Here is a 23,456-nt window from a genome sequence, read left to right on the forward strand (position 1 = left end):
CCGTTAATTATTGGCGTTTGCCGCCTTTTGGGCTTGGTCCATCGGCGGTACAAGCAATTGGGCATCAACGCGTGCCGCCCCGACATTGATCCGCCAGTCCAGATGCGGACCGGTTGCCCGACCTGATGCGCCCACCTTGGCAATCACATCCCCCTGTTTGACGACATCACCAACTTTGACGTCGATTTCAGACAGATGCAAAAAGGCCGACACCATGCCAAGCCCGTGATCAATAAACAGGGTGGCACCCGAAAAATACATATCGGGATGGGCAAGGGTCACGATCCCGTCAGCCGGGGCCACCACCGGGGTTCCGATCGGAACGGCGATATCCACCCCCCAATGCGGGGCGCGCGGTTCGCCATTCAGGATACGCTGTGATCCGTAAACCCCGCTGATCGGGCCAAGGGCAGGCCAGATAAAGCCGTTCTCAAGAAAATTCTCGGTAAAGCGTTCGGTGCGGGCTTCGCGGGCCTGACGGCTGTCATCCTTGATCCGGTTCATGACGTCGGGATCGGGCGTGACCATTTTGGGCGGCAGACCGTCAATGCGCTGAATATCAAATTCGCGATCGGCGATCGCATAGGCGAATTCTTCGGTGCTGCCATCTGCATGGCGAACCGTCAGTTTGGCCGGACCTTCATAATCGCGGGGAAACCCGATGATGAACCGCCCGTCCGGGGCAATGGTATCAATCGCATCCCCGTCAAGCAGGACAACATCACCGGCATTTGTCTGACCAAAAACAATCCCGCCCTGAACAAATTGCCCCTGATAGGTCGGCTCGGCCGCCTGTGCGGTGATGCTTGCCCCCAAAAGACCGGCAATTGCGATAACGGTTTTAAATGCCAAACGCATTACAGAAGGCTCCCCTGCCTGTCATCGTCCTGTGGACGCGGATTTTTCTTTTTCGCCGGCTTAGGTTTGGCAGGCTTTGGCGCCACGGTTGCGCCAGCTGTTTCAACCGCGATGTTAGCGCTATCATCCTTGCGCTGTACCGGTTCTGACGGTTGTGACTGTTCTGACGGTTTCGCGCTCCCCGGCCCCGACGTCGCGGTACCCTCGCCAGCGGTGACACGGGTGATGCCATCGCCCATTTCAAGATCATAGGACTGCCCGGTAACAAGATCGCCCGACTTGCCAACCAGGTTGCCCGCCCCATCACGGACCACGGCAAAGCCGCGTTTAAGAACATTACGATAGGAATAGCTTTCCAGAAGCCGGTCATAACGCGCCAGTCCTTCGGCCTCGCGTTTGACGATATTGCCAACCGCTGCCTGCATCCGGGCACCAAGATCGGCGATCTGTGTTTCCGCCCGGACAACATCACGCTTGGCATCACCGGGGCGCAAGCCCGCAGCCGCGCGGTCAAGACGCGCTTGCTGCATCTGAAGGGCGGATTTCATCGCCCCGTCCAGACGAAGGGCCGCATTTTCAAGGCGCCCGCGCTTTTCCGAAAGCTGTTCACGCGGACTGACCAGCCGCGCACTGGCCTCATTCAGGCGCGCACGCGCCTGCTGCGTCAGGTTAACAGCTGCACGCGGCAAACGATCCGCCCAGTTATCGAGTGTCTGAGCGCGTTCTTCGAGCATCCTTTTGGGATCCCCCAGACCGCGTGCAAGACTTTCAAGGGCGGTTTTCTTTTCAAGACCCAGACGACGCACGGCCTGGGCCAGTCGAAGACCGTCTTCTTCGACCTGCCCGATCAGGTCCATGCGCACTGGCACGGCCTTTTCCGCCGCCCCGGTCGGGGTCGGGGCGCGCAGGTCCGAAACGAAATCAATCAGGGTGGTGTCGGTTTCATGCCCGACTGCCGAAATCACTGGAATGTCGGAATCGGCGACCGCACGGGCAACGACTTCCTCGTTAAAGCACCACAAATCTTCAAGTGACCCGCCACCACGCGCCACGATCAGAACGTCTGGTCGCGGGATCTGGCCATAGGGCAACAGATCATTGAAACCGCGCACGGCCTCGGCCACCTGTTCGGCGGCACCCTGCCCCTGAACCAGCACCGGCCACAAAAGAACCCGGCGCGGGAAACGGTCACGCAGTCGATGCATGATATCGCGGATCACCGCCCCGGTCGGCGATGTCACGATGCCAATGACATCGGGCAGAAACGGGATCGGCTTTTTGCGATCAGGGTCAAAAAGCCCTTCGGCGGCGAGTTTCTTTTTGCGTTCTTCAAGCAGTTTCAGAAGCGCGCCTTCGCCCGCGACTTCCATGCTTTCAATCACGATCTGATATTTCGAACGGCCCGGGAATGTTGTCAGGCGGCCGGTAACGATGACTTCCATGCCGTCTTCGGGCACCAGACCAAGTTTGGCCGCCTGCCCGCGCCAGCACACGCCATCAAGAACCGCCTTGTCGTCCTTGAGCGCCAAATACATATGGCCGCTGCTGGCCTGTTTGAAGCCGGAAATTTCCCCGCGCACCCGGACAAAGGAAAAGGCATCCTCGACCGTGCGTTTGAGTGCATTGGACAGGTCGGATACCGAAAATTCGGGCGCATTTCCCGATTTCACAGGGGTTTCCGGTACCGGGGCATAAGGGTCGAACAAATCTTGCGTCATCAAGGGCACTTTATGCTAAAAGCCCGCACATTGAATCATTCTGCGGGATGGCGTTTGGGTCTAGCCTAGTTCATCGCGCATGGACCATCAAGCAATCGGACAAGTCGAAGGATAAAGTCATGAAGGTTCTGGTCGTTGGCGGCGGCGGACGTGAACACGCACTATGCTGGGCCATTGCGCGCAGCCCGCGCATTTCCAAACTCTGGTGCGCGCCGGGCAATGCCGGCATTGCGGATTCTGCGCAATGTGTCGCGATTTCCGATGGCGATATCGACGGCCTGGTAACCTTCGCCAAGGACAATGCGGTTGATCTGGTCGTTGTCGGCCCCGAAGCCCCGCTGGTTGCGGGCCTTGTTGATGCGCTTGATGCTGTTGGCATCAAGTCGTTCGGTTGTTCCAAGGCGGCCGCCCAGCTTGAAGGCTCCAAGGGCTTCATGAAAGACATGGTGGCAAAGTTCGGTGTCCCGACTGCTGCCTATGGCCGTTTCACCAACCCCGCCGATGCCAAGGCATTTGTTGAAAAGCACGGTGCGCCGATTGTCGTTAAGACCGACGGTCTGGCCGCAGGCAAGGGTGTAACGATCTGTCAGACCACAGACGAAGCATTTGCCGCAATTGATGAATGCATGGTCGGTGGCAAGTTCGGCGACGCCGGGGCGGAAATCGTGATTGAAGAATTTCTCAAAGGTGAGGAAGCCTCATTTTTTGCGGTTTGCGATGGCGAAAACGTCATTCCGCTGGTTGCAGCCCAGGATCACAAGGCGGTTGGCGAAGGCGATACCGGCCCCAATACGGGCGGCATGGGGGCCTATTCCCCGGCCCCGGTCTTTACCGATGCGGTCGAAGCCAAGGTCATGGAACAGATCATCATCCCGACCGTCAAAGGCATGGCCAATGAAGGCCACCCGTTCAAGGGTGTGCTGTTTGCCGGCCTTATGATTGACGATGAAGGCAACCCGAAACTGATCGAATACAACATTCGTTTCGGTGATCCGGAATGTCAGGTTCTGATGACCCGCCTGAAATCAGATGTACTTGATATCCTTGATGGTGCGGCAACCGGTACGCTTAACACCGTCAAACCGGAATGGCATGACGAAACCGCAATGGTCGTCGTGATGGCGGCAAAGGGTTATCCGGGTTCCTATGAAAAGGGTACGGAGATCAAAAACGTCCCGGCGGCAGACGCCATGGACAAGGTCAAAGTCCTTCATGCCGGCACCAAGATGGATGGTGACAAGCTGGTTGCGACCGGTGGTCGCGTTCTTGGCGTCACCGCGCGCGGTGCAACCGTCACTGAAACCCAGAAACGCGCCTATGAGGCGGTTGATGCGATTGACTGGGAAGGTGGCTTTTGCCGCCGTGATATCGGCTGGCGCGCCGTGGCCCGCGAACAGGCATAAGCCCGCATCCAACGCGATTTTCAAAAGACCGGGTCACGCAACCCGGTCTTTTTTTATGCCCGTCTGGCCCGATATCCCGACCTGATAGCGGATATGACAGCGGCCCTGATCATCGCGTTCGATATCGGCGGCAACCCCGAAAACATCGCGCAGGTTTTGCGATGTCAAAATCTGTTCGGGCGTGCCAATCGCAATCAGTTTGCCACGATCCATCATCGCAATCCGGTCACAGAACATCGCCGCATGGTTCAGATCATGCAGGGCCGCCACCACCGTCACCGGAAGGGTACGGACAAGATCAAGCAATCCCAATTGATGATGGATATCAAGATGGTTGGTCGGCTCGTCCAGCAACAGGAAATCGGGTTGTTGCGCCAATGTCCGGGCGATATGAACGCGCTGTTTTTCCCCGCCCGACAATGTTTGCCACATCCGGTCAGCCATCAGATGCATCTCAACCGCTTCCAGCGCCTTTTGGACAATCGCCTGGTCATCTTCCGACCAGGGTGACAGCAAACTCAGATACGGCGTTCTGCCCAGCGCCACCGCCTCGCGCACGGTAATGCGGTCAATGGTGTCGGCCTGTTGTTCGACAAAGCCGATCCGTCGCGCCAGATTGCGACGCCCGACTTTTTTCATCGCCTGCCCGTCAAGCAGGGCCTGTCCACGAGACGGGGCACGAATACCGGCCAGAACCGACATCAGACTGGTTTTGCCAGACCCGTTCGGCCCGATCAGGCCAAGAAATTCCCCCGGTTCAACCCGCAGCGACACATCACTGATGATTTTCTTGAAACCGGCGTTCCACCCAACATCGCGCAGTTCCAGTGTCATCGCAGAACCCTTCCATGACAAAGAATAAGCGCAAAGGCCGGTGCCCCGATCAAGGCGGTAATCACCCCGATGGGAAGAACCTGACCCGGAATGATCACACGTGACAAAACATCTGCACCCACAAGGAACAATGCCCCGATCAGGCCTGACAAAGGCAACAACATCCCGTGCCGTGTACCGACAAAAAAGCGTACAGCATGCGGAATAACCAAGCCAACAAACCCGATCGACCCGACAATGCTGACCATCACCGCCGTCATCAGGGCAGATACCCCGATCAACAGGATATAAACCCGCCGAACCGGCACCCCAAGCGAGGCTGCCGACTCCTGCCCAAAGGTAAAGGCATCAAGTGCACGCGCATGCCAAAGACACACCACCAGCCCGATCAACGCCATTGGCAGCGCCAGCCAGACATCGGGCCACCGCACACCACTTAAATTCCCAAGCAGCCAGAACATAATCCCGCGGGCCTCTTCGGCACTGGCCGATTTGGTCACGATGAACGCTGTCATCGCATTAAAAAGCTGCGCCCCGGCGATACCGGCAAGGATGATCGCCCCGGTCCCGCGCCCAGCCTGCAACGACAAAAGCGTAACAAAGGCAAAGGCAAGGACAGATCCGATAAAGGCCCCAAGTGACAATCCAAGCATACCAGCGCCCAGACCAAGGATAGCAACACTGACCGCCCCGGTTGATGCCCCCGCCGAAATCCCAAGCAAATAGGGATCAGCAAGTGCATTGCGTAACAAGGCCTGTAAAACAACCCCCGAAAGCGCCAATGCTGCCCCGCAGGATGCCGCCACCACGGCCCGGCTCAGGCGATAGTTCCAGACAATACCCGCATCAATCGGATCAACATCGCGCCCGGCATGCCAGACATGGTTGGCAATCGTGTCCATGACTGTCTGAACCGGTATGGCTGTTTCCCCGACAGAGGCAGCAACGGCAAGCGCACCGCAAAGCAGCATCAGCGCAAAACATATTGCGCTGATGCGAAGTCCGGTTGCTGAAGAAAGCAAGGCCATCAATTAATGACGCCTGCGCGGAAATCTTCAACGGCCTGCGCAAGTTTTTCGATACCGTCAATGGTTCGGATGGTCGGGTTCATCGACAAGGCATCAAACACGATCACATGATCATTTTTAACCGCAGACATCTGGCTGGTCACCGGATCTGATTGCAGGAACTTCATTTTCAGTTCCCAGTCATCTGCAGGAAAACGACGACGATCCATTTTGCCAATGGCAATGATGTCGGGGTTGGAACGCGCAATCGTTTCCCAGCCGACTTTGGGCCATTCATCGTCACTTTCGATGACATTTCGAACACCCAGCACATTGGCAATATAGGCCGGTGCGCCCTTTTGTCCGGCAACGAACGGATCAACATCAATTTCAGCACTTGAGAACCAGAAAACGGCCGAAATGCCGTTGCCATCCACCGCACTTACACGGTCACGTGCGGCCTGTTCGCGCGCTTGCAAATCTGCAACCAGCTCTGCCCCGCGCTGTTCGACATCAAAGATCAACGCCATTTCCGTAATGGTCTGGTAAATCAAATCCATCGAAAATGCGTCAATGCGCGTGCCATCGCCACCTGTGCTGTTGTCCTTGCCGACACAATCGGCAGGTGCCGTGTAAACAGGGATGGAAAGTTCGGAAAACTGATCAACCGTTCCAACGGCACCGTTTGGTCCAACATGCCATTGATACTGGTTTGTGACGAGGTCTGGTTTCTGCCCAACTACGCTTTCAAAGCTGGGATCATTGTCTGCCAACCTCGGGATTTTGGCATTGGCTTCACGATATTGCTCTGCCACGGAGTTGAACCAAACGGCCGTGCCAACAACTTTGTCCGCCAGCCCAAGCAGGAAAAGAATTTCCGTATTGCTTTGACCAAGCGACACAACACGTTCCGGTGCCTTGTCAAAGGTGACACTACGTCCGCAATTCTCAATAGTCAGAGGATAACTGGTCGCGTTTCCTGTCGAAGGAAATTGAGCAAGCCCTGCGGCAAACACCCCGACCGCAAGCGCAAATTTGTATTTACTGATCACTTTGACTTCCTTTCAAAGACATACCGGCAAGGGTCGGCAATCACCGGCCACTGCACAGCATATCGCAAATGTTATGTTATAACATAACATACACTTTACTATCGTCAAGGGACTGGCAAAAGTGTCGGGAAATGGCGGAAGATGTCAGGATCGGTATTCAGGCTCATTTACAAAAAACTGCCGGAAACCGCGACATATGCCGACATTCTCCGGGGCACCCCGCCCGGTCCGTCGCATTCATGTCGGCAGGTCTCCTGGCTCGCGGGTCAAAGCACTTTTCCTGGCCTTCCCGGGTTCATCCCAGTGGCATTGGTCAGAAAAACGCTCACCGCCTACAGTTGCGGGGGCAGCTTCGGTTGATGGGCATGCAGCCCAAATCGAATTCCCTTTATCCGATATCCGGATACCGACATCTGACCGTTAGATTAAAGCCCAAACCCGGTCAAGGAAATTGGCAGATGACCAGAGGCATTTACACAGGGGTCCATGCAGAAATTGCAGTCGACACGACCTTGAATTTGCCATGTTTCATCCCGATTACCTCCACACTGTCTGGTATGCTTGCCGACAAATGAAACCATTGGAACATGATGCACATGACGACTTCTGTTGAACGCAGACGCTTTTTGAAATCCATCGCGGCAGCCGGTCTTATCCTGCCGGGAATGTCGATCTATCAGCATGCATTGGCAGAAGTACCAGGGCTTGACCTTGGTGCGGGACAGCCGTTTGATTTTGCCGATCTGATTGCGCGTGCCAAATCGATGGCGCAGGCCGCCTATGAGCCGCCAGTCGCCCCCAACCCGGAAATTGTCGGGCGGATCGATTACGACACCCATGGAAAATTGCATTACAAACGCGATCATTCGCCGTTTTCCGATGGATCGGGCACCTATCCGGTAACGTTTTTCCATCTGGGCATGTATTTCGCCAAGCCCGTGCACATGTATCTTCTGGAAGATGGCACGGCACGCGAAGTCATCTATAAACCCGATTACTTTGACATGCCAGCCGACAGTATTGCCCGCCAGCTGCCCGAAAACAGCGGCTTTGCCGGGTTCCGCCTTCATGAAGAACTGTCGCGTGATGACTGGAAAACCCAGGACTGGGCGGCGTTTCTTGGCGCATCCTATTTCCGTGCCATCGGTGATGAAGGCCAGTATGGCCTGTCCGCGCGCGGGATTGCGGTCAATACCGCCACATCCCAACCCGAAGAATTCCCCGATTTCCGCCAGTTCTTTATCGAGCCGGCCAAAAATGCCGAAGACCCGGTCACCATCTATGCCCTGCTTGATGGGCCAAGCATTACGGGTGCATACAAATTCCTGCTCTATCGCGGGCAGGGCGTGACGATGGATATCGAAAAACACCTGTTTGTCCGTCGCGATATCGAACGGCTTGGCATTGCGCCGCTGACCAGCATGTTCTGGTATTCCGAACAGAACAAATCATTCCGGTTTGACTGGCGCCCGGAAGTCCATGACAGCGATGGCTTGGAACTGTGGACCGGCAGTGGCGAACGCATCTGGCGACAGCTGAACAACCCCGAAACCATCCGCGCATCGGCCTTTGCCGATCATAATCCGCGCGGTTTTGGCCTGATGCAGCGTGACCGCGATGTGAAGAACTATCTTGATGGTGTACGCTATCACCGTCGCCCCAGCCTGTGGGTCGAACCCCAGGAAAACTGGAATGACGGTGCCGTACAGTTGATCGAAATTCCGACCGACGATGAAATCCACGATAACATCGCGGCATTCTGGGTTCCGAACGCCCCGGCCAAGGCCGGGAACAGCTATCAGTTCAAATATCGCCTTCACTGGCAGGCCCATAACCCGTTCCCGGTTGCCGAACTGGCAAAGGCAACGTCGACCCGCATGGGACGCGGCGGCGAACCGGGCACCAACCGCCCGAAAGACGAGGTCAAGTTTTCCGTCGAATTCGAAGGCGATGTTCTTGGCACCCTTGCCTATGGCGAGTTCCCGGAAATCGTCGTATCGACATCGCGTGGTGAAATCACCCGCACCAAGATCGAACCGATCATGGATACCCGCATCTGGCGGGCGGCCTTTGACCTGAAAGCGGCCGGCACCGATCCGGTTGATCTGCGCATGTATCTCAAACGCGGGGACGCCCCGCTCAGTGAAACCTGGATGTTCCAGCATCTGCCGGCATTGGGTAATCAGCATCAAGGCTGATCAAAACCCGGCAAGAATGATCAGGGGGCGGCAACACCGCCCCCTGTTTTTTTATTTACGACGCCATGCCTTCGCCCGGGCGCGCTTGGCCCGATTGCCCAAGGATTGCCATGACATCGCGCATCGGTGGTGCACCAAACATGCGGGCATATTCGCGGCTGAACTGCGATGCGCTTTCATAGCCGACCGCATAGGCCGCACTGGCCGCGTCCTTCATTTCTGCGAGCATGATCTGACGCGCCGTCGTCAGGCGCAGGCGCTTTTGATATTGCAGCGGGCTCATGGCGGTGACCTGTTTGAAATGATGATGGAAGGATGACGGGCTCATATTGGCGAAATCTGCCAGCTCCTCGATCTTCAGCGGCTTGTCGAAATTATCCTTCATCAACCGCAACACCGCCGATATCCGCTGCATATTGCTGCCACCAATCGCAAGACCGGCAATCAGCGCGCCCTTGCCGGTGCGCAACAGTCGGTAATGCACTTCGCGCATCAGAAGCGGCAACATGACCGCAATGTCATCGGGCCTTTCAAGCAACTCGACCACGCGCAACACCGCATCAATCAGGCTGTCGGTGGTTTGTTCGACAAACAGCCCGCGGGCACTTTCGCCTTCTGCCCCGATCTTGAGATCCATATGCGTGACCAGTTCGCTTAAAATCTTGCCATCAAGATCAAGCGACAAACTGCGATAGGGTTGCTGATCACTTGCCAGTGTCACATGCCCGACAAGGGGCAAATCCACCGATGCCGCAAGAAGCTGTCCGGGTTCATATCGATAGAGCTCCTGACCCAGCGTGACTTCCTTGGCCCCCGACACAATCAGACACAGGCAGGGCTTGTAAATCGTTGGCACCTTAAGGCTTGGTGCGGTCGAACGAAACATCCAGACAGGTTCGATCGAGGTGCGCACCGATCCATCCGCATCGCAGTATTTATCAATCAGTTCGCAAAGCCGCCGATAACTGTCCATGGCCAAATCCCTTTGATTTCCTTGGATGCAGTATACACACCCGACACCCTGGAAAAAGCGGACTTTGCCCGAGTTGGAGGATCAGGCAATCCAATTCGAGTTCTGTGTATTCAACAAATACCCATTGATCGACACAGTAAGCGCCATTACACAAACCAAAGGAGCATGTCATGACGAACCCGATCAATTATCTCGAAAACAAGACCGTCATCATCACCGGCGCCAGCAGCGGCATCGGGGAGGCCACCGCCCGGCTGCTTGCATCGCGCGGGGCCAAGGTTGTTCTGGGCGCGCGCCGTACCGAACGCCTTGATCAGATTGTTACCGAAATCGAGGCCGCCGGTGGCACTGCCATGGCCCGGTCGGTTGATGTCACCAATGCCGACAGTGTCGAGGCACTGGTTTATAACGCCCAGAACCTTTTCGGGCGCGTCGATGCGATTTTCAACAATGCCGGCGTGATGCCGCTTGCCCCGATGTCGGAACTTAAAACCGATGAGTGGGAAAACATGATCAACGTCAATATCCGTGGTGTTCTGAACGGGATTGCTGCTGTTCTTCCGATTTTCAAGGCACAGGGCAGCGGCCATGTCATCAATACCGCATCAATTGGTGCACATGTTGTTGTGCCAAGTGCGGCGGTTTATTGCGGTACCAAATACGCCGTCTGGGCCATTTCCGAAGGCCTGCGCCAGGAAAGCGAAAATGTCCGCGTGACGACCATTTCGCCGGGCGTGGTTGAAACCGAACTGGGCCACGATATTTCCGATCCGACCAGCAAGGAATTGCTGACCCAGTTCCGCCAGATCGCCCTGACACCCGATGCGATTGCCCGTGCGGTTCTTTATACGCTTGATCAACCCGCCGATGTTGATGTCAACGAAGTGATCGTCCGGCCGACGGCATCGGCCTTCTGATGAGGCAATCCGTCCTTTCATCCGGCTTTGCAACTTTGCTGATGATGCTGGTGGTGCTTGCACCATCAGCATCGGCCCAACAGGAGACAGAGATGCGCAAAACCATCCAAACCGCCCCGCATCCCTATATCGGCATGTGGGTGACCAAGGACGGCCATGTCCGTCAGGAACTGCTGCCCAATGGTCGCTATGACGAAGCCCGTGGCACCCGTCAATCGGCCTATCAGGGCGATTATCAGGTATCGGGCAATTACATCACCTATCAGGATGACACCGGCTTTACCGCAGATGGATATTTTGAAAATGACGTTCTGTATCACGGCGGTATGGTGATGTTCCGCGAGGCGACCATAAACTAGATCAGCCTGCCGACCCCCGGACAACGCGGGCGAGCATACGGGCCCGCCCGGTTTTGTTTTACTCAGATACGTTCAAGCGCAATGACCGTATCAATGACCGAGCCCTTTTCACCCTTGGGACCGGTCGCCATGCGTTCGAAATTATCCACCGTGACGGTTTTCCACCGGCTCATATCAAGCCCCAGGGCATCGCGTGCCTGTGCAGGTGTCGGGAACACCATGTCTTCGGGGGCCGATGACCATGATGGACGTGATCCGTGGGTGGTAATCAGCAACAAGCCGTTTGTCACAACCTGTTGTGCTGCCCGGTTCAAAATCTTGTCGCGGGCAAATTCCAGCGGTGATTGCAGGAATTGCGCGGTTACCAGATCAAAAGTGCCGCCTGGCAGGCTTGTATCCAGATCATGGGCCGCGAAGGCAATATTATCCTGCACGCCATTGCGCAGGGCATTGGCCCGCGCATAGCCGAGTGCCGTTTCCGAAATATCGACAGCTGTCACTTGCCACCCGCCTTTTGCCAGCCAGACGGCGTCATCGCCCTTGCCACAACCAAGTTCAAGTGCGCGCCCCACCGGGCGACCGGCAACAAACCGTTCAAGAACAGCAGACGGCTTGCCGCTGGTTTGCGGGGACTGCTTTTCATAGGTTTCTTCCCAAAAGGTTCTGGCGTCCATTTTGGGATCAACATTTGGATCAAATTTCATCGGAGTTCTCTTGATAAAGTCGGGGGATATCCGTGATGGCGAGTCACGTAACATTAAAAGTTACATGATTCGCCATGCCTGTCAATTTCATGTATCTTTGATTGTTACATGTGATAAAAATGACAAAACATCTGATCGACAAACAGGACCGCCTTCATGCGTCAGGACAACCGCCTGCCCCGGGTTTTGCATGCGCTTTTGCATCTGAGCGACATGAAAGACCCCGCGACATCAGAACAACTGGCCGGGATGCTCAATACCAATGCCGCCGTTGTCCGGCGGACAATGGCGGGGCTGCGTGATCGGGGGATATTAACATCCATCAAGGGCCATGGCGGCGGCTGGCAACTGGCACGGCCGCTTGAAAAAATCACGCTGGCGGAAATTTATCAGGCGCTGGGCGCACCGACCCTTTTTGCCCTTGGCTGCGGGGATGAAGAGTCTCAATGCTTGATGGAAAAGGCGGCCAATACGGCGACCGCGCGCGCATTGCAATTGGCGTCCGAGACATTCATCACGGCACTATCATCGGTCACCATGGCCGATCTGGCCGTTGATTTTGAAAAGCGGTTGGCGGAATTGGGATTAAGCCCGGATAACCTGCATCATTTTGCTGACCAGCACCACTGAGTCAGCGCAGGCTGCCAAAGAATTCCTTCAGAAGGGTTGCGGCCTCCACCTCGCCAATCCCGCCGTAAACTTCGGGGCGGTGATGGCAGCTTGAACTTTCAAACACGCGCGGGCCGTGATCAACCCCACCGCCCTTGGGATCATAGGCCCCGAAATAGACGCGCCGAAGGCGGGCAAATGAAATGGCGGTTGCGCACATCGGACAGGGTTCCAGCGTGACATAAAGATCGCAATTGGGAAGACGTGGCTCACCCTTTGCCCCGGCGGCGGCCCGGATCACCAGAATTTCGGCATGGGCCGTGGGGTCGTTCATTTCTTCGGTCAGGTTTCCGGCGCGCGCCAGAACTTCGCCGGTATCGGCATCAACCAGAACCGCCCCGACCGGTACTTCGCCGCGACGTGCGGCCGCGCGGGCCTCTTCAAGGGCCATGTCCATATAGCTGTCTGCGCTCATAGTCTTTCCATCCCGATGATCGAACCAGTGACAGACCGGCGTCATCCCTGCCGGGTCCGGTCTTTTACTTTGTTTCAGGACATTTGGTCCTTTTTGGGTTCATGACATTGTCCTATCACTCCACAGGGTCGGTCAAGCCATGATCACCGGCATTGGCGGATCAACACACCCTTGCCCGCCTGCGCAGAACGCATAGACTGTCGGCGTGAATTGCCGTTGCCCTTCACGGGTTAGAAAGGTAGTTTCCGCCAAACTTGTTTCGCCATCCCGTCACCAGCATCAAGGTTCGCATCGTCATGACCACGCGCAAGCCGATCATTGGCATTACACTCGATTCCGAAGAACCGGGCGGATATTCCAAATTCCCGTGGTATGCGCTGCGTGAAAACTATGCCGGTGCGGTCACGGCAGCCGGTGGCATTCCCATGCCCCTGCCCCATGAAATTGAACTGGTGCCCGATCTTCTTGATCTGATTGACGGGCTGGTGGTGACCGGTGGCGCGTTTGATGTTGATCCCGGCCTGTTTGGCGCAACCGAAAAACATGACACGGTTGTCACCAAGGATCGGCGCACCAAATTTGAATGGGCGATGGCCGAAGGTGCGCTTAAACGCGACATGCCGGTTTTGGGCATTTGCGGCGGGCAGCAGCTTTTGAACGTTATTCTGGGCGGATCATTGATCCAGCATATCCCAGACGCGATCGAAAACTGCCTTCCCCACGAACAGCCAAACCCGCGCGACGAGGCCGGTCATGACGTCACGGTCGAGGCCGATACGCTTCTGGCCAAAATCGTTGGCGATGCCAAAACACTGTCGGTCAATTCCGCCCACCATCAGGCGGTTGATGGAGTTGGCCCGGATGTGGTCATCAATTCCTATGCGCCTGATGGCGTGATCGAGGGGATTGAACATCCGAAATACCGCTATTGTCTCGGGGTCCAGTGGCATCCCGAATTTCATATCAGCTCGGGCGATGCCAAAATCTTTGACGCCCTGATTGCCGAGGCCCGCAAATGAGCGACAAAAACGACACCCAGAACGACAACAAACCCGAACGCATTGCCAAACGCATTGCGCGATCCGGTGTCTGTTCCCGGCGCGATGCCGAACGCATGATCGCCGAAGGTCTGGTGCGCCTGAATGGCAGAAAGCTTGATAGCCCCGCCGTAACGGTCACCGACGAGGACGAGATCATTGTCGATGGCAAGCCGTTGCCGGAAAAGGAAAAGCCGCGCCTGTGGCGGTTGTTCAAAAAGCGCGGGCTGGTCACCAGCCACCGCGATGAACAGGGCCGCGATACGGTATTTGAACATCTGCCAAGCTATGTGCCGCGTGTGATTTCGGTTGGTCGTCTTGACCTTAATTCCGAAGGGTTGCTGTTGCTGACCAATGACGGGGAACTTGCCCGTTATCTGGAACTTCCGGCAACCGGATGGGCCCGCCGATACCGTGTGCGCGTGCATGGCCGGATCGAGGAAGAAAAACTTAAACAGCTTGAAGAAGGCATCACGGTTGATGGCGTCCATTACGGATCGATCCAGGCCGAAGTCGACGTTCAGAAAGGCACCAATGCCTGGATGACCGTCACGCTTCGCGAAGGCAAGAACCGTGAAATCCGCCGGGTGATGGAACATCTGGGCTGGCCGGTAACGCGCCTGATGCGCGTATCTTACGGCCCGTTCCAGTTGGGCAGTCTGGCCCCGGGCGAGTGCGAAGAAATCACCGGCAAGGTAATGAAAGAACAGCTCGCCGCGTTCTTCCGCGGTGATTACAGCAAGGTTTCCGAAAAGAAATCGGTTGCCCGTGGCGGCACCGGTCGCCCCAAAGCACCGCGTACCGTATTTGGCCAACCCGCCCAGCGCAAACGCCCGCAAGGCAATCAGGGTGGCCCGGCAGGTACCGCCCAGAACACCAGTGATGGCGAGGATGCGCGCGATAACCGCGCTGCTTCCCGCCCAAGTTCCGGTGCCGCCCGCAAGGGTCCGCGCATCGGTGCGGCCCCGCGTCCGGGTGGACGCGGCAAACCCGCCGCCCAGAATACCCGCCCGGAGCGTGAAGAACGCGATGAACGCGGTGCTGCACGCCCGACCAACAAGGGTCGCGGTCGTTACGGCACCGGCGGCAAGGCCGGTGCACCCGATGACCGCAATGGCCCCGGCAACGGGCGCGGGCGCGGCCGTGGTGCCGGTTCTGGTGCCGGTGCGGACGGCCGGTCGAATGCAGGTGCAGGCGGTGGTCGTTCAGGCAACCGTTCGGGTGGCAACTTCAACGATGTCAGCAACAAGCCGGTCGGTCGTTCAGGTGCACGCGGCGGCAAGCCCGCATCATCGGGCAATTCCGCACCGGGTCGCAAACCCGCAGGCAACCGCCCGCGCGGTAAAAAGGACTGACCATAAATGCGGATTGTTGGCGGAAGTCATCGTGGACGGGTTTTGAACGCGCCTGAAGGGCGTGACACCCGCCCGACCCTTGATCGTGTGCGCGAGGCGCTTTTCAACATCCTGTCGCACGCATCACGCTGGTACGAGGATGACTTCCACCCGCTTTATGACGGTGTGGTGCTTGATGCCTATGCCGGGTCTGGTGCCTTGGGTCTTGAGGCCCTTTCGCGCGGGGCGTCAAAGGCCGTGTTCTTTGACACCGACCGCAAGGCCATCGCCATTGTCGAGCAGAATATTGATACCCTGAAGGTCGGCAATCAGGCCAAGGCACAGCGCGCGGATGCCACCAAACCACCCCGCGCCATTGAACCGGCCAGCATGATTTTCCTTGATCCGCCCTATGGCAAGGATTTGCTCGAACCCAGCATCAGCGCCCTTGCCACAGCCGGATGGATTGATGCCAATACCCTGATCATTGCCGAACGTGATCCCCGTGATCCGCAAATCGGCCTTGCCGGGTTTGAACTTTGTGATTCACGCAAATATGGCCGCTGCCAGATTGATATCGGCCGCATGGCAGGCTGATCATCGCCCAAACGCGATTTACAAGTGCGATTTACGAGCGCGATTGAAATGATCGCGCAGATCAGCCATTCCCACCCGCCTGCTGCCAGATTGCGCAATTTGTGATACCGTTCAGACAGCATTGAAACGGTTGATGATCATGAAAGCCCTGTCGACACCCGCCCCGGACAAGGAATTTGGACGCCTGTTGCGCCAATGGCGCCGCATGAGCGACATTAAACAATCGCGTCTGGCCGATATTCTGGGTGTTACACAGGCAACCGTTTCGCGCTGGGAAAACGGCACACAGCGCCCTGCCCCGCTGCAATATGACCTGATCCATCAGATGATGACGCGCAAACGCAATTTCCGTCTTGATCATGCGATCAAGCGGCTGGTCACCCATTCCAGCCAGCGGGTCCACCTGATCGAGGACCGGTCCCACAGACTGCTCTGCGCATCTCATGCCCGGGCCCATGAATGGCAGCGCGACTGCACCGAACTGCTTGGCACATCGCTTTGGCGGTTTGCCACACCGGAAATCGCAACCGCGGAAAAAAGCCTGCATGACATGGGATGGCACGAAGATCAGGCCGATCATCTGACCTTCGAGACATCCCGACGGGACGGTGCGCCGATGCGCATCGTTGACAGCTTCATTCTGTGGGAACGTTTTTTCCTGTCGGATGGAACGGCGGTGCGCCTGACCACCGGCTATGACCAGGCACCGAACCACATCTGATCCGGTTCGACTTTCCCATCCGCACGCATATTTCATACGTGGTCACCGGCCCCCGATTTCGGGTAGTCATAGCGACACCGGAATTGCCGTGCATTTGAAGTGCCGTGCGTTTCCGGCGATCTGCCATTTCAAACCATAAAAAACACCACCTGACGGAAACGCCACATGCCACCGATATTTGCCATCATCATTCTGTATGGATTGGGACTGACTGCATCCATGCAGGTTGGCCTGATCGGGCCGATTGCCCCCGATTTGCGGGCGGGCTTTGGCCTTAGCCAGGCGGAATTCGGTCTTGTTGCGTCCCTGATCACCGCGGCCGGGGCACTTGCCGCCATTCCAACCGGTGTATGGGCTGCGCGCGCCGGTTTGCGCAAATCACTGGTCCTGGGCGGGCTTATGATGATTGCCGGTGCCGTGATCTTTGCCACGGCCAATGCGACGCCACTGCTTTATGCCGGGCGGCTGGTGACATCGATCGGCTATTTGCTGATTGTGGTCGGTGCGCCGAGCTGGATGGCGGGTTTTGACAATCCGAAAATGGTCGCCATGGCCATGAGCATCTGGGGCACTTTCATTCCGGTAGGCATTGCATTGGGCAACTGGATCAGTGCGGCGATGGTCGTGTGGCTGGACTGGCGTCTGGCGGTTGCGGCCTGCACGGTTCCTGTTCTTGTTTTATTGCCGCTTCTGGCATTGATGGAAAAACCGCCCACCCCGACCGTGCGCAAATCCCTTGGCAGCGGGGTGATGGGGGTTCTGAAATCACGTTCCGCGCTGAAAGTCGCACTGACATTTTCCGCCTTTGCCGGGGCAACATCCGCAGCCCTCGCCTTCATGCCGGCAATGATGGTCGACAATCTTGATATCGGGATCGCACCGGCAGCCGGGGTCATCGGAACGACCGCGATTGTCGGCAATATTATCGGCAGTATCGGTGCGGGCGTGGCCCTTGGCCGTCAGGTTGCCGGACGGCGCATTCTGATCGCGTTTTTGCCGATGATGGCAGCCGCCATCGCGACCTTGTTTGTCAGCACGGACATGGCAATCAGCCTGATCGCGCTGGTGATTTTCAATATCGGTCAGGGGGCGGTTGCCGGCACCTGTTTTGCCCTGTTGCCGGCCATCGCCAAGGACGGTCTTTCAATGCCTGCCCTTCAGGGGATGCTGGCCCAATTTGCCGAGATTTTTGTGGTCATTGTCCCACCGCTTACCGGGGCCATGATTGATTTCAATGGCTGGGGTGGTGCGGCGGTGATCCTTGCCGGTTTCTATTTTGCAGGCTTCATGATTTCGGCGATCAGGTCCCCCATACGCCGCGTAACCGCCTGACCTATACGATACGATGACTTGACCTATCCTGCGAAGCAGGCGACCCTCCAATCCCCTCAATCAAAGAGGCAATGACACACAGGGCAGGGAAGCGGGATGCAGTTGATCAAGGCCATCTTTATCGGAACGATATTGATTGGCCTGTCTGTTGTTGCCGCGTTCTTTATCTGGCTTGCGCCGGTCGGTGCGGCCTATAGCGCAAAGATCATGTGTTCGGCGATTTTTGTGAACGGATTGCCATCCAGCCGTGCGCGCGATGAAGACGTTCTTGCCGACAATAATGCGTTGCTGTCGCTGATCACCACCAATGTCGATCTGCGCAACCAGACGGTCAGCGCCCATGCATTCGGTTTCCGGAAACGGTTTGCGGTTTATCGGCCGAATCTGGGCTGCACGCTGGCCGATGATCAGGCCCATATTGCGCGCCTGCGCAATTCGACACCGGTGATCAAACCGATTGCTGCCAAGCCGCTTCTGACCACAAGCCTTCCGGCCGAAGTCGACCGCCGCGCATTGAACAATATCCTGTTTGATGTCATGGACGAACCCGGTGTCCGCCCCGAACGGCGCACGCGCGCGGTATTGATCCTGTATCGCGGCAAGGTCATTGCCGAACGATATGCCGACGGCATTACCGCACAGACGCCGCTTCCGGGATGGTCGATGACCAAAAGTGTCTGGAACACCGTTCTGGGCCGCATGCAGAACGAAGGCATGATGCCCGACATTCATGATCCGGTTCTGATCAATGAATGGCAGGCGCAGACAAATGATCCGCGCGCGGCCATTACCTATGACCAGTTGCTTCGGATGCGAAGCGGCATTGAATTTAGCGAATCCTACTGGAACCCGCTTTCCGATGTGGTGCAGATGCTGTTCGTCCAGCCGGCCGCCGCGGGCTATGCCGTATCCAAACAGCAGGAACACAGCCCGGGTGAAGTCTTTGCCTATAATTCCGGGGCATCAAATATTCTGTCGGCTGCTGTTCGCAATCTGAGCGGTTCACGCAGCACATATCTTGCCCGCCCGACCGAACTTTTGTTCCGGCCGCTTGGCATGAAAAGTGCGGTGATCGAAACCGATCCCGAGGGATATTTCATCGCATCAAGCTTCATGCATGCAACGGCGCGCGACTGGGCCAAGATCGGCCAGCTTTATCTTCAGGATGGCGTTTGGGAAGGACAGCGTTTGCTGCCCGAAGGCTGGGTCGATTACACCAGCAGCCCGGATGAAAGTGATCCCGACGGCATTTATGGGGCGCATTGGTGGCTTGATCTGCCCGGCGACCGTGATGACGAAGGCAACCCGCGAAACGGCATCGCCGAACTGCCCGATGATGCGTTCTTTGCACTTGGCCATGATGGCCAGTCACTTAGTGTCATCCCGTCCAAGGAACTGGTCATCGTGCGGCTTGGCGTTACCCGCAAGCGCGAAGCATTCAACCTGCGCAATTTCGTATCCGATATCAGCAACCTGTTTCCCGATACCCCGACCGCATCGCAAAACAGTCCGGACGGCGAAGACATCCAGGATGCCACCGGGCCCAGCACTGATTGACAAGCATTGACTGATCAGTAGGACTGAACCGGTGTCTGAACATTCAACCGGGTTCAGATCCTAGGCCAGCAGCGCCACAACATACCCGGCACCTGCCCCGATCCCGACCAGCGCCCAGACCGGCATGATCCGCCATTGCAAAACAACAAAGGCGATCGCGACACAGCCGATATCAAACATGTCATGGATTGCACCGGTCCAGATCGGGTCATAAAGAACCGCCGCCAGCAACCCAACCACCGCGGCATTAATGCCCAGCAGCCCGGCCCGCATCGCGCCGATATGTCGTACCCGGTCCCAGAATGGCAACAGCCCGACAACCAGCAACCAGGCCGGCAAAAAGATCGCCACCAGGGTAATCATCGACGTCACCGCACTGATCACGATGCCGCCATCCGTGGCCGACCCGTTATGCAAGGCAGCACCAAGATACGCTGCAAAGGTAAAGATCGGCCCGGGAACCGCCTGGGTCGCGCCATAACCGGCAAGGAAGGTCTGTGTATCGACCCAGCCCGGATCGACCACCGCATTTTCGAGAAGCGGCAAGACAACATGCCCGCCGCCAAATACCAGCGCCCCGCTGCGATAAAACCCGTCAATGACTGCAAACAGCCCGCTTTGATCAAAATGGGCAGCCAGTGGCAAAATGACCAAAAGGGCAAAGAAACAACAAAGTGCGGCAATCGCCCCTGTGGCCGAACGGGGGGCCATCGGCGCCATCGGATGGTCATCGACCTTGGCGCGCAGCATCACAAAACCGGCCAGCATCCCGCCCAGAATGACTGCAAATTGCGCAAGGACCGTGTTGCTTGCGATCATGATGGCGGCGGCAACAATGGCCAGAACCGCACGCGCAATATCGGGACAGAGGCTTCGTGCCATGCCAAACAAGGCATGGGCAACCACGCCCACCGCCACCAGCTTGAGACCGCGCAGAACCCCGTCAACCGATGCCAGATCAAACCCGACAAACGCCATGCCAAGAACCGCCAGCACAATGGCCGACGGCATCGTAAAACCAAGCCAGGCCACAAGGGATCCGCGCACACCGCCAAGCGCCATACCGATCCCCATGCCAACCTGTGAACTGGCCGGTCCGGGTGCGAACTGACACAGTGCAACCAGATCGGCATAGGCCGCATCACTTAGCCATTTGCGCCGCGCGACGAATTCTTCGCGGAAATAACCGATATGGGCGACTGGCCCGCCAAAGCTGGTCAAACCAAGGCGCAGGAAAATCATGAAAATCTGCCACAGCCCCACACCGTTTTCCGGCAGTAAAGCAGGTGAGACAGATGACACCGGCGCAGGGTCAAAGTCAGGGTCCGAGTCAGGGTTTGTCATGTTGTCAGACATTGCGGGTTATTGCCCCATGATCACGTTCGTCAGGATCTTTTTGCCTGAACTTACGCAACCGGGCTGCACCTGCAAAGTCAAAAGCAGCCCCCTGCCCGTTCGTCATCAAACCATAATAAAACCCCTGCCACCGGTTTGATGCGGTGACAGGGGCAAGATCAAAGCGCCAGACCGGAAATCCGGGTTTTAGCGGAATGCCGGTTCGTCGAGCGAACGCAATTTGCGTGAATGCAGCTGATTGACGTCCTGACGCAGGGTATCAATGGTATCGAGACCAACCTGAAGATGCTGACCGATCCGCTGGCGATAGAAATTGTTAGCCATGCCCGGCAGTTTCAATTCGCCATGGACCGGTTTGTCGGAAACACACAGAAGCGTGCCATATGGCACACGGAACCGGAAACCGTTGGCAGCAATCGTCGCACTTTCCATATCCACGGCAATTGCGCGTGACTGGTTCAGACGGCCGAACAGTTCGCTATAACGCAGTTCCCAGTTACGGTTATCCGTGGTTGCCACCGTGCCGGTTCGCATGCGTGCCTTCATCTCGCGGCCCTTGAGACCGGTGATTTTGGCAACCGAGTCGGCAAGCGCGACCTGCACTTCGGCAATCGGCGGGACCGGAATCCACAAGGGCAAATCCGAATCCAGAACATGGTCATCACGCACATAACCATGGGCCAGCACATAGTCACCAAGCAACTGACTGCGCCGCAGCCCCGCACAGTGACCAAGCATCAACCAGCAATGCGGACGCAACACGGCAATATGATCCGTTGCCGTTTTTGCATTGGACGGCCCGACACCGATATTGACCAGCGTCACACCAAGCCCGTCTTCGCGGATCAGATGATAGGACGGCATTTGCGGCAGTTGCTTGACTGCCTCGCCCGATTCCTGCCAGCCCGCCGGGGCGTCTTTGCGCACATGGACCTTCGGCCCCGGTTCGACAAAGGCGACATAGGGGCTTTGCGGATCTTCGAGCTGCAATTTGGCGAATTCGATGAATTCATCGACATAGCGCTGATAGTTGGTGAACAGCACGAACTTCTGGAAATGTTCCGGTGCAGTCGCCGTATAATGGCGCAAGCGTGCCAGTGAATAATCAACACGTTCCCCGGAAAACAGCGACAGCGGTTTGGGGCCGTCACTGTTGCCGTAATGCACGCCATTGGCGATATCATCATCGGTACGGGCCAGATCGGGCATGTCAAAGATCAGTTGCATCGACCGGATATCGGTCGGACCGATACTGTCGGTTGCCGATTCGACCAGGAATGGCAGCGGGATCGGGCGATCAGACACACCAACCACAACAGGCACGTCGTGGTTCTTAAGCAGAAGCTCGATCTGCTCGCGGTAATATTCTTCAAACAGGTCAGGACGGGTCAGCGTCGTGCCGTAAATGCCCGGGTCGCGTGGTGCGCCGAACGAAAGCGTGCTTTCGACATGCAATTTTTCCGGCGGCACTTCGATGCCAAGATACGGGTAATAGGCGCGTACGGGGGAAGATTGCTGACCTTGACCGAAACGGTTAAAGGCCTCCTGGACGGCATTGGCACCGGTCGCATAGATATCCTTGATGCGCGCAAGTGCCTTGTCAGCGTCAGTGAATTCAAACAGATCGCGTACCGATCCGTGTACTCCAGAAACCATAATGGATGCTCCTTTTTGTTATTGTTGTTTCAGAACCCCTGTCTGATCAAGGTGCGTGAAATCACGCCCGATCAATTACAAAGGCCCTTGGAGCGAGAGATTTATCACCGCCCGCCCGCCTTCTGACAACCGAAAACTTTTTCATCCCGTTCTATCCCTGGGTGAATATCCTGAAATACAGGGAACCGGCTGTGCCGAAACAACCCGCTTTTCCGGCGGTTTCAGATGCTTATGACTTATATGTCGGATTTATTTTCAAGAATTCCAAATGACAGTTTTGATGCGCGGCCCATAACAAGGCCGGTCTCAAATAGTCTGCGCACCGGTGACTTTATCGCGGGTGCCGGAATCCGGGCAAAAAAAGTGCCGAAACCGGGGGACGGTTTCGGCAATTTCAGGGAGGTGCCTTAGACGTTGAGGGAAAAGACGGTCAACCCTGATGTGAGTTTTATATGACCATTGGTCATTAATGTCAATTTTAATCGACGCGTAGCATCCATTCGCCTGACGCATATCTCATGCTAATATATCGGCGTCTTCGGCGATCTCTTGCAGGTATTCAAGCCTGTGCTTCGCGCCCTGATCAAATGCCCACGAGTCACCTAGATGGGTCATTTTCAAGTCACTTACAATTCTGGCGGCACGCGGGTCACTTTGGACCAGGCTTTCGATTTCGTGTTTCTCTTCGTCGTCCTGAAGTGTCCCGCGTACATAGCCAAGAATGTGCTCCTTGCCATATATCGCAAGAACCGGGCTCAT

The 23,456-nt window shown here is 56.7% G+C and carries 22 protein-coding genes and 1 riboswitch; of the genes, 11 read left to right on the forward strand and 11 right to left on the reverse strand.

All coding sequences use genetic code 11. The features are described 5' to 3' along the window. Positions 1–3: 3 nt before the first annotated feature. Positions 4–858, reverse strand: a complete 855-nt coding sequence (locus tag CU041_RS19640) for a M23 family metallopeptidase (RefSeq protein ID WP_101248156.1) — start codon at positions 856–858, stop codon at positions 4–6. Then, positions 858–2,576, reverse strand: a complete 1,719-nt coding sequence (gene xseA / locus CU041_RS19645) for an exodeoxyribonuclease VII large subunit (protein WP_101248157.1) — start codon at positions 2,574–2,576, stop codon at positions 858–860. The genes CU041_RS19640 and xseA overlap by 1 nt, the downstream gene beginning before the upstream one ends. 119 nt (positions 2,577–2,695) lie before the next feature. Here xseA and purD point away from each other — a divergent pair, with 119 nt between their 5' ends. Beyond that, positions 2,696–3,979: a phosphoribosylamine--glycine ligase gene (gene purD, locus CU041_RS19650; protein WP_101248158.1), complete on the forward strand. Its 1,284-nt coding sequence runs from the start codon at positions 2,696–2,698 to the stop codon at positions 3,977–3,979. A gap of 33 nt (positions 3,980–4,012) precedes the next feature. Here purD and CU041_RS19655 read toward each other — a convergent pair whose 3' ends face one another. The 3 genes from CU041_RS19655 to CU041_RS19665 are packed head-to-tail and all read right to left on the reverse strand — an operon-like array spanning position 4,013 to position 6,872. After that, positions 4,013–4,813, reverse strand: coding sequence for an ABC transporter ATP-binding protein (locus CU041_RS19655; protein ID WP_101248159.1), 801 nt, complete (start codon positions 4,811–4,813; stop codon positions 4,013–4,015). Continuing rightward, a complete protein-coding gene (locus CU041_RS19660) occupies positions 4,810–5,841 on the reverse strand; it encodes a FecCD family ABC transporter permease (protein ID WP_101248160.1) in 1,032 nt (343 codons plus the stop codon). The genes CU041_RS19655 and CU041_RS19660 overlap by 4 nt, the downstream gene beginning before the upstream one ends. After that, on the reverse strand, positions 5,841–6,872 hold the full coding sequence (locus CU041_RS19665; RefSeq protein ID WP_101248161.1) for an ABC transporter substrate-binding protein: 1,032 nt from the start codon (positions 6,870–6,872) through the stop codon (positions 5,841–5,843). The genes CU041_RS19660 and CU041_RS19665 overlap by 1 nt, the downstream gene beginning before the upstream one ends. 227 nt (positions 6,873–7,099) lie before the next feature. Further along, positions 7,100–7,298, reverse strand: a riboswitch (cobalamin riboswitch). A gap of 170 nt (positions 7,299–7,468) precedes the next feature. On the opposite strand from CU041_RS19665, the gene CU041_RS19670 reads away from it, so the two are divergent. Next, positions 7,469–9,070, forward strand: coding sequence for a glucan biosynthesis protein (locus tag CU041_RS19670; protein WP_233433185.1), 1,602 nt, complete (start codon positions 7,469–7,471; stop codon positions 9,068–9,070). A gap of 55 nt (positions 9,071–9,125) precedes the next feature. On the opposite strand, the gene CU041_RS19675 is transcribed toward CU041_RS19670, so the two are convergent. Next, complete coding sequence (locus CU041_RS19675; RefSeq protein ID WP_101248162.1) at positions 9,126–10,043, reverse strand: AraC family transcriptional regulator; 918 nt, start codon at positions 10,041–10,043, stop codon at positions 9,126–9,128. Positions 10,044–10,213: 170 nt separating this feature from the next. Between CU041_RS19675 and CU041_RS19680 the strand changes: the two genes are divergently transcribed. Together CU041_RS19680 and CU041_RS19685 are read left to right on the forward strand one after the other, a co-directional pair. Then, positions 10,214–10,960 (forward strand): SDR family oxidoreductase, encoded by a 747-nt coding sequence (locus CU041_RS19680; protein WP_212733824.1) that lies wholly within the window; start codon positions 10,214–10,216, stop codon positions 10,958–10,960. Positions 10,961–11,052: 92 nt separating this feature from the next. Next, positions 11,053–11,319, forward strand: a complete 267-nt coding sequence (locus CU041_RS19685) for an Atu4866 domain-containing protein (RefSeq protein WP_233433186.1) — start codon at positions 11,053–11,055, stop codon at positions 11,317–11,319. Positions 11,320–11,381: 62 nt separating this feature from the next. On the opposite strand, the gene CU041_RS19690 is transcribed toward CU041_RS19685, so the two are convergent. Then, the gene (locus tag CU041_RS19690; RefSeq protein ID WP_233433187.1) at positions 11,382–12,023 is read right to left on the reverse strand and encodes a class I SAM-dependent methyltransferase; all 642 of its coding nucleotides are present in this window, start codon (positions 12,021–12,023) and stop codon (positions 11,382–11,384) included. Positions 12,024–12,179: 156 nt separating this feature from the next. Between CU041_RS19690 and CU041_RS19695 the strand changes: the two genes are divergently transcribed. Then, positions 12,180–12,653, forward strand: a complete 474-nt coding sequence (locus CU041_RS19695; protein ID WP_101248164.1) for an RrF2 family transcriptional regulator — start codon at positions 12,180–12,182, stop codon at positions 12,651–12,653. Position 12,654: 1 nt separating this feature from the next. Here CU041_RS19695 and CU041_RS19700 read toward each other — a convergent pair whose 3' ends face one another. Beyond that, the gene (locus CU041_RS19700) at positions 12,655–13,107 is read right to left on the reverse strand and encodes a nucleoside deaminase (protein WP_068517281.1); all 453 of its coding nucleotides are present in this window, start codon (positions 13,105–13,107) and stop codon (positions 12,655–12,657) included. A gap of 296 nt (positions 13,108–13,403) precedes the next feature. Here CU041_RS19700 and CU041_RS19705 point away from each other — a divergent pair, with 296 nt between their 5' ends. The 6 genes from CU041_RS19705 (at position 13,404) to CU041_RS19730 (ending at position 19,685) form a co-directional block, all read left to right on the forward strand. Beyond that, entirely contained in the window at positions 13,404–14,126 is a 723-nt protein-coding gene (locus tag CU041_RS19705) for a gamma-glutamyl-gamma-aminobutyrate hydrolase family protein (protein WP_101248192.1), read from the forward strand. Then, complete coding sequence (locus CU041_RS21055; RefSeq protein ID WP_101248165.1) at positions 14,123–15,499, forward strand: pseudouridine synthase; 1,377 nt, start codon at positions 14,123–14,125, stop codon at positions 15,497–15,499. Before CU041_RS19705 ends, CU041_RS21055 begins: the two co-directional genes overlap by 4 nt. Before the next feature lie 6 nt (positions 15,500–15,505). After that, positions 15,506–16,075 carry a 16S rRNA (guanine(966)-N(2))-methyltransferase RsmD gene (gene rsmD, locus CU041_RS19715; protein WP_101248166.1) on the forward strand — a complete coding sequence of 190 codons (570 nt, stop codon included), beginning with the start codon at positions 15,506–15,508 and terminating at the stop codon, positions 16,073–16,075. Positions 16,076–16,208: 133 nt separating this feature from the next. Continuing rightward, the gene (locus CU041_RS19720; protein ID WP_233433189.1) at positions 16,209–16,796 is read left to right on the forward strand and encodes a helix-turn-helix domain-containing protein; all 588 of its coding nucleotides are present in this window, start codon (positions 16,209–16,211) and stop codon (positions 16,794–16,796) included. A gap of 165 nt (positions 16,797–16,961) precedes the next feature. Continuing rightward, positions 16,962–18,128 carry an MFS transporter gene (locus tag CU041_RS19725; protein ID WP_101248167.1) on the forward strand — a complete coding sequence of 389 codons (1,167 nt, stop codon included), beginning with the start codon at positions 16,962–16,964 and terminating at the stop codon, positions 18,126–18,128. Between the two features lie 96 nt (positions 18,129–18,224). Next, a complete protein-coding gene (locus CU041_RS19730; protein ID WP_101248168.1) occupies positions 18,225–19,685 on the forward strand; it encodes a serine hydrolase domain-containing protein in 1,461 nt (486 codons plus the stop codon). 60 nt (positions 19,686–19,745) lie between these two features. Here the strand turns inward: CU041_RS19730 and chrA are convergent, their stop codons facing one another. The 3 genes from chrA to CU041_RS19745 form a co-directional block, all read right to left on the reverse strand. Then, the gene (gene chrA / locus CU041_RS19735; protein WP_233433190.1) at positions 19,746–20,927 is read right to left on the reverse strand and encodes a chromate efflux transporter; all 1,182 of its coding nucleotides are present in this window, start codon (positions 20,925–20,927) and stop codon (positions 19,746–19,748) included. 300 nt (positions 20,928–21,227) lie between these two features. Continuing rightward, positions 21,228–22,697, reverse strand: coding sequence for an AMP nucleosidase (locus tag CU041_RS19740; RefSeq protein WP_101248169.1), 1,470 nt, complete (start codon positions 22,695–22,697; stop codon positions 21,228–21,230). Between the two features lie 516 nt (positions 22,698–23,213). Then, entirely contained in the window at positions 23,214–23,456 is a 243-nt protein-coding gene (locus CU041_RS19745) for a hypothetical protein (RefSeq protein ID WP_101248170.1), read from the reverse strand.

Origin of the sequence: Thalassospira povalilytica (assembly GCF_002844235.1) — a bacterium.
GTDB lineage: Bacteria > Pseudomonadota > Alphaproteobacteria > Rhodospirillales > Thalassospiraceae > Thalassospira > Thalassospira povalilytica.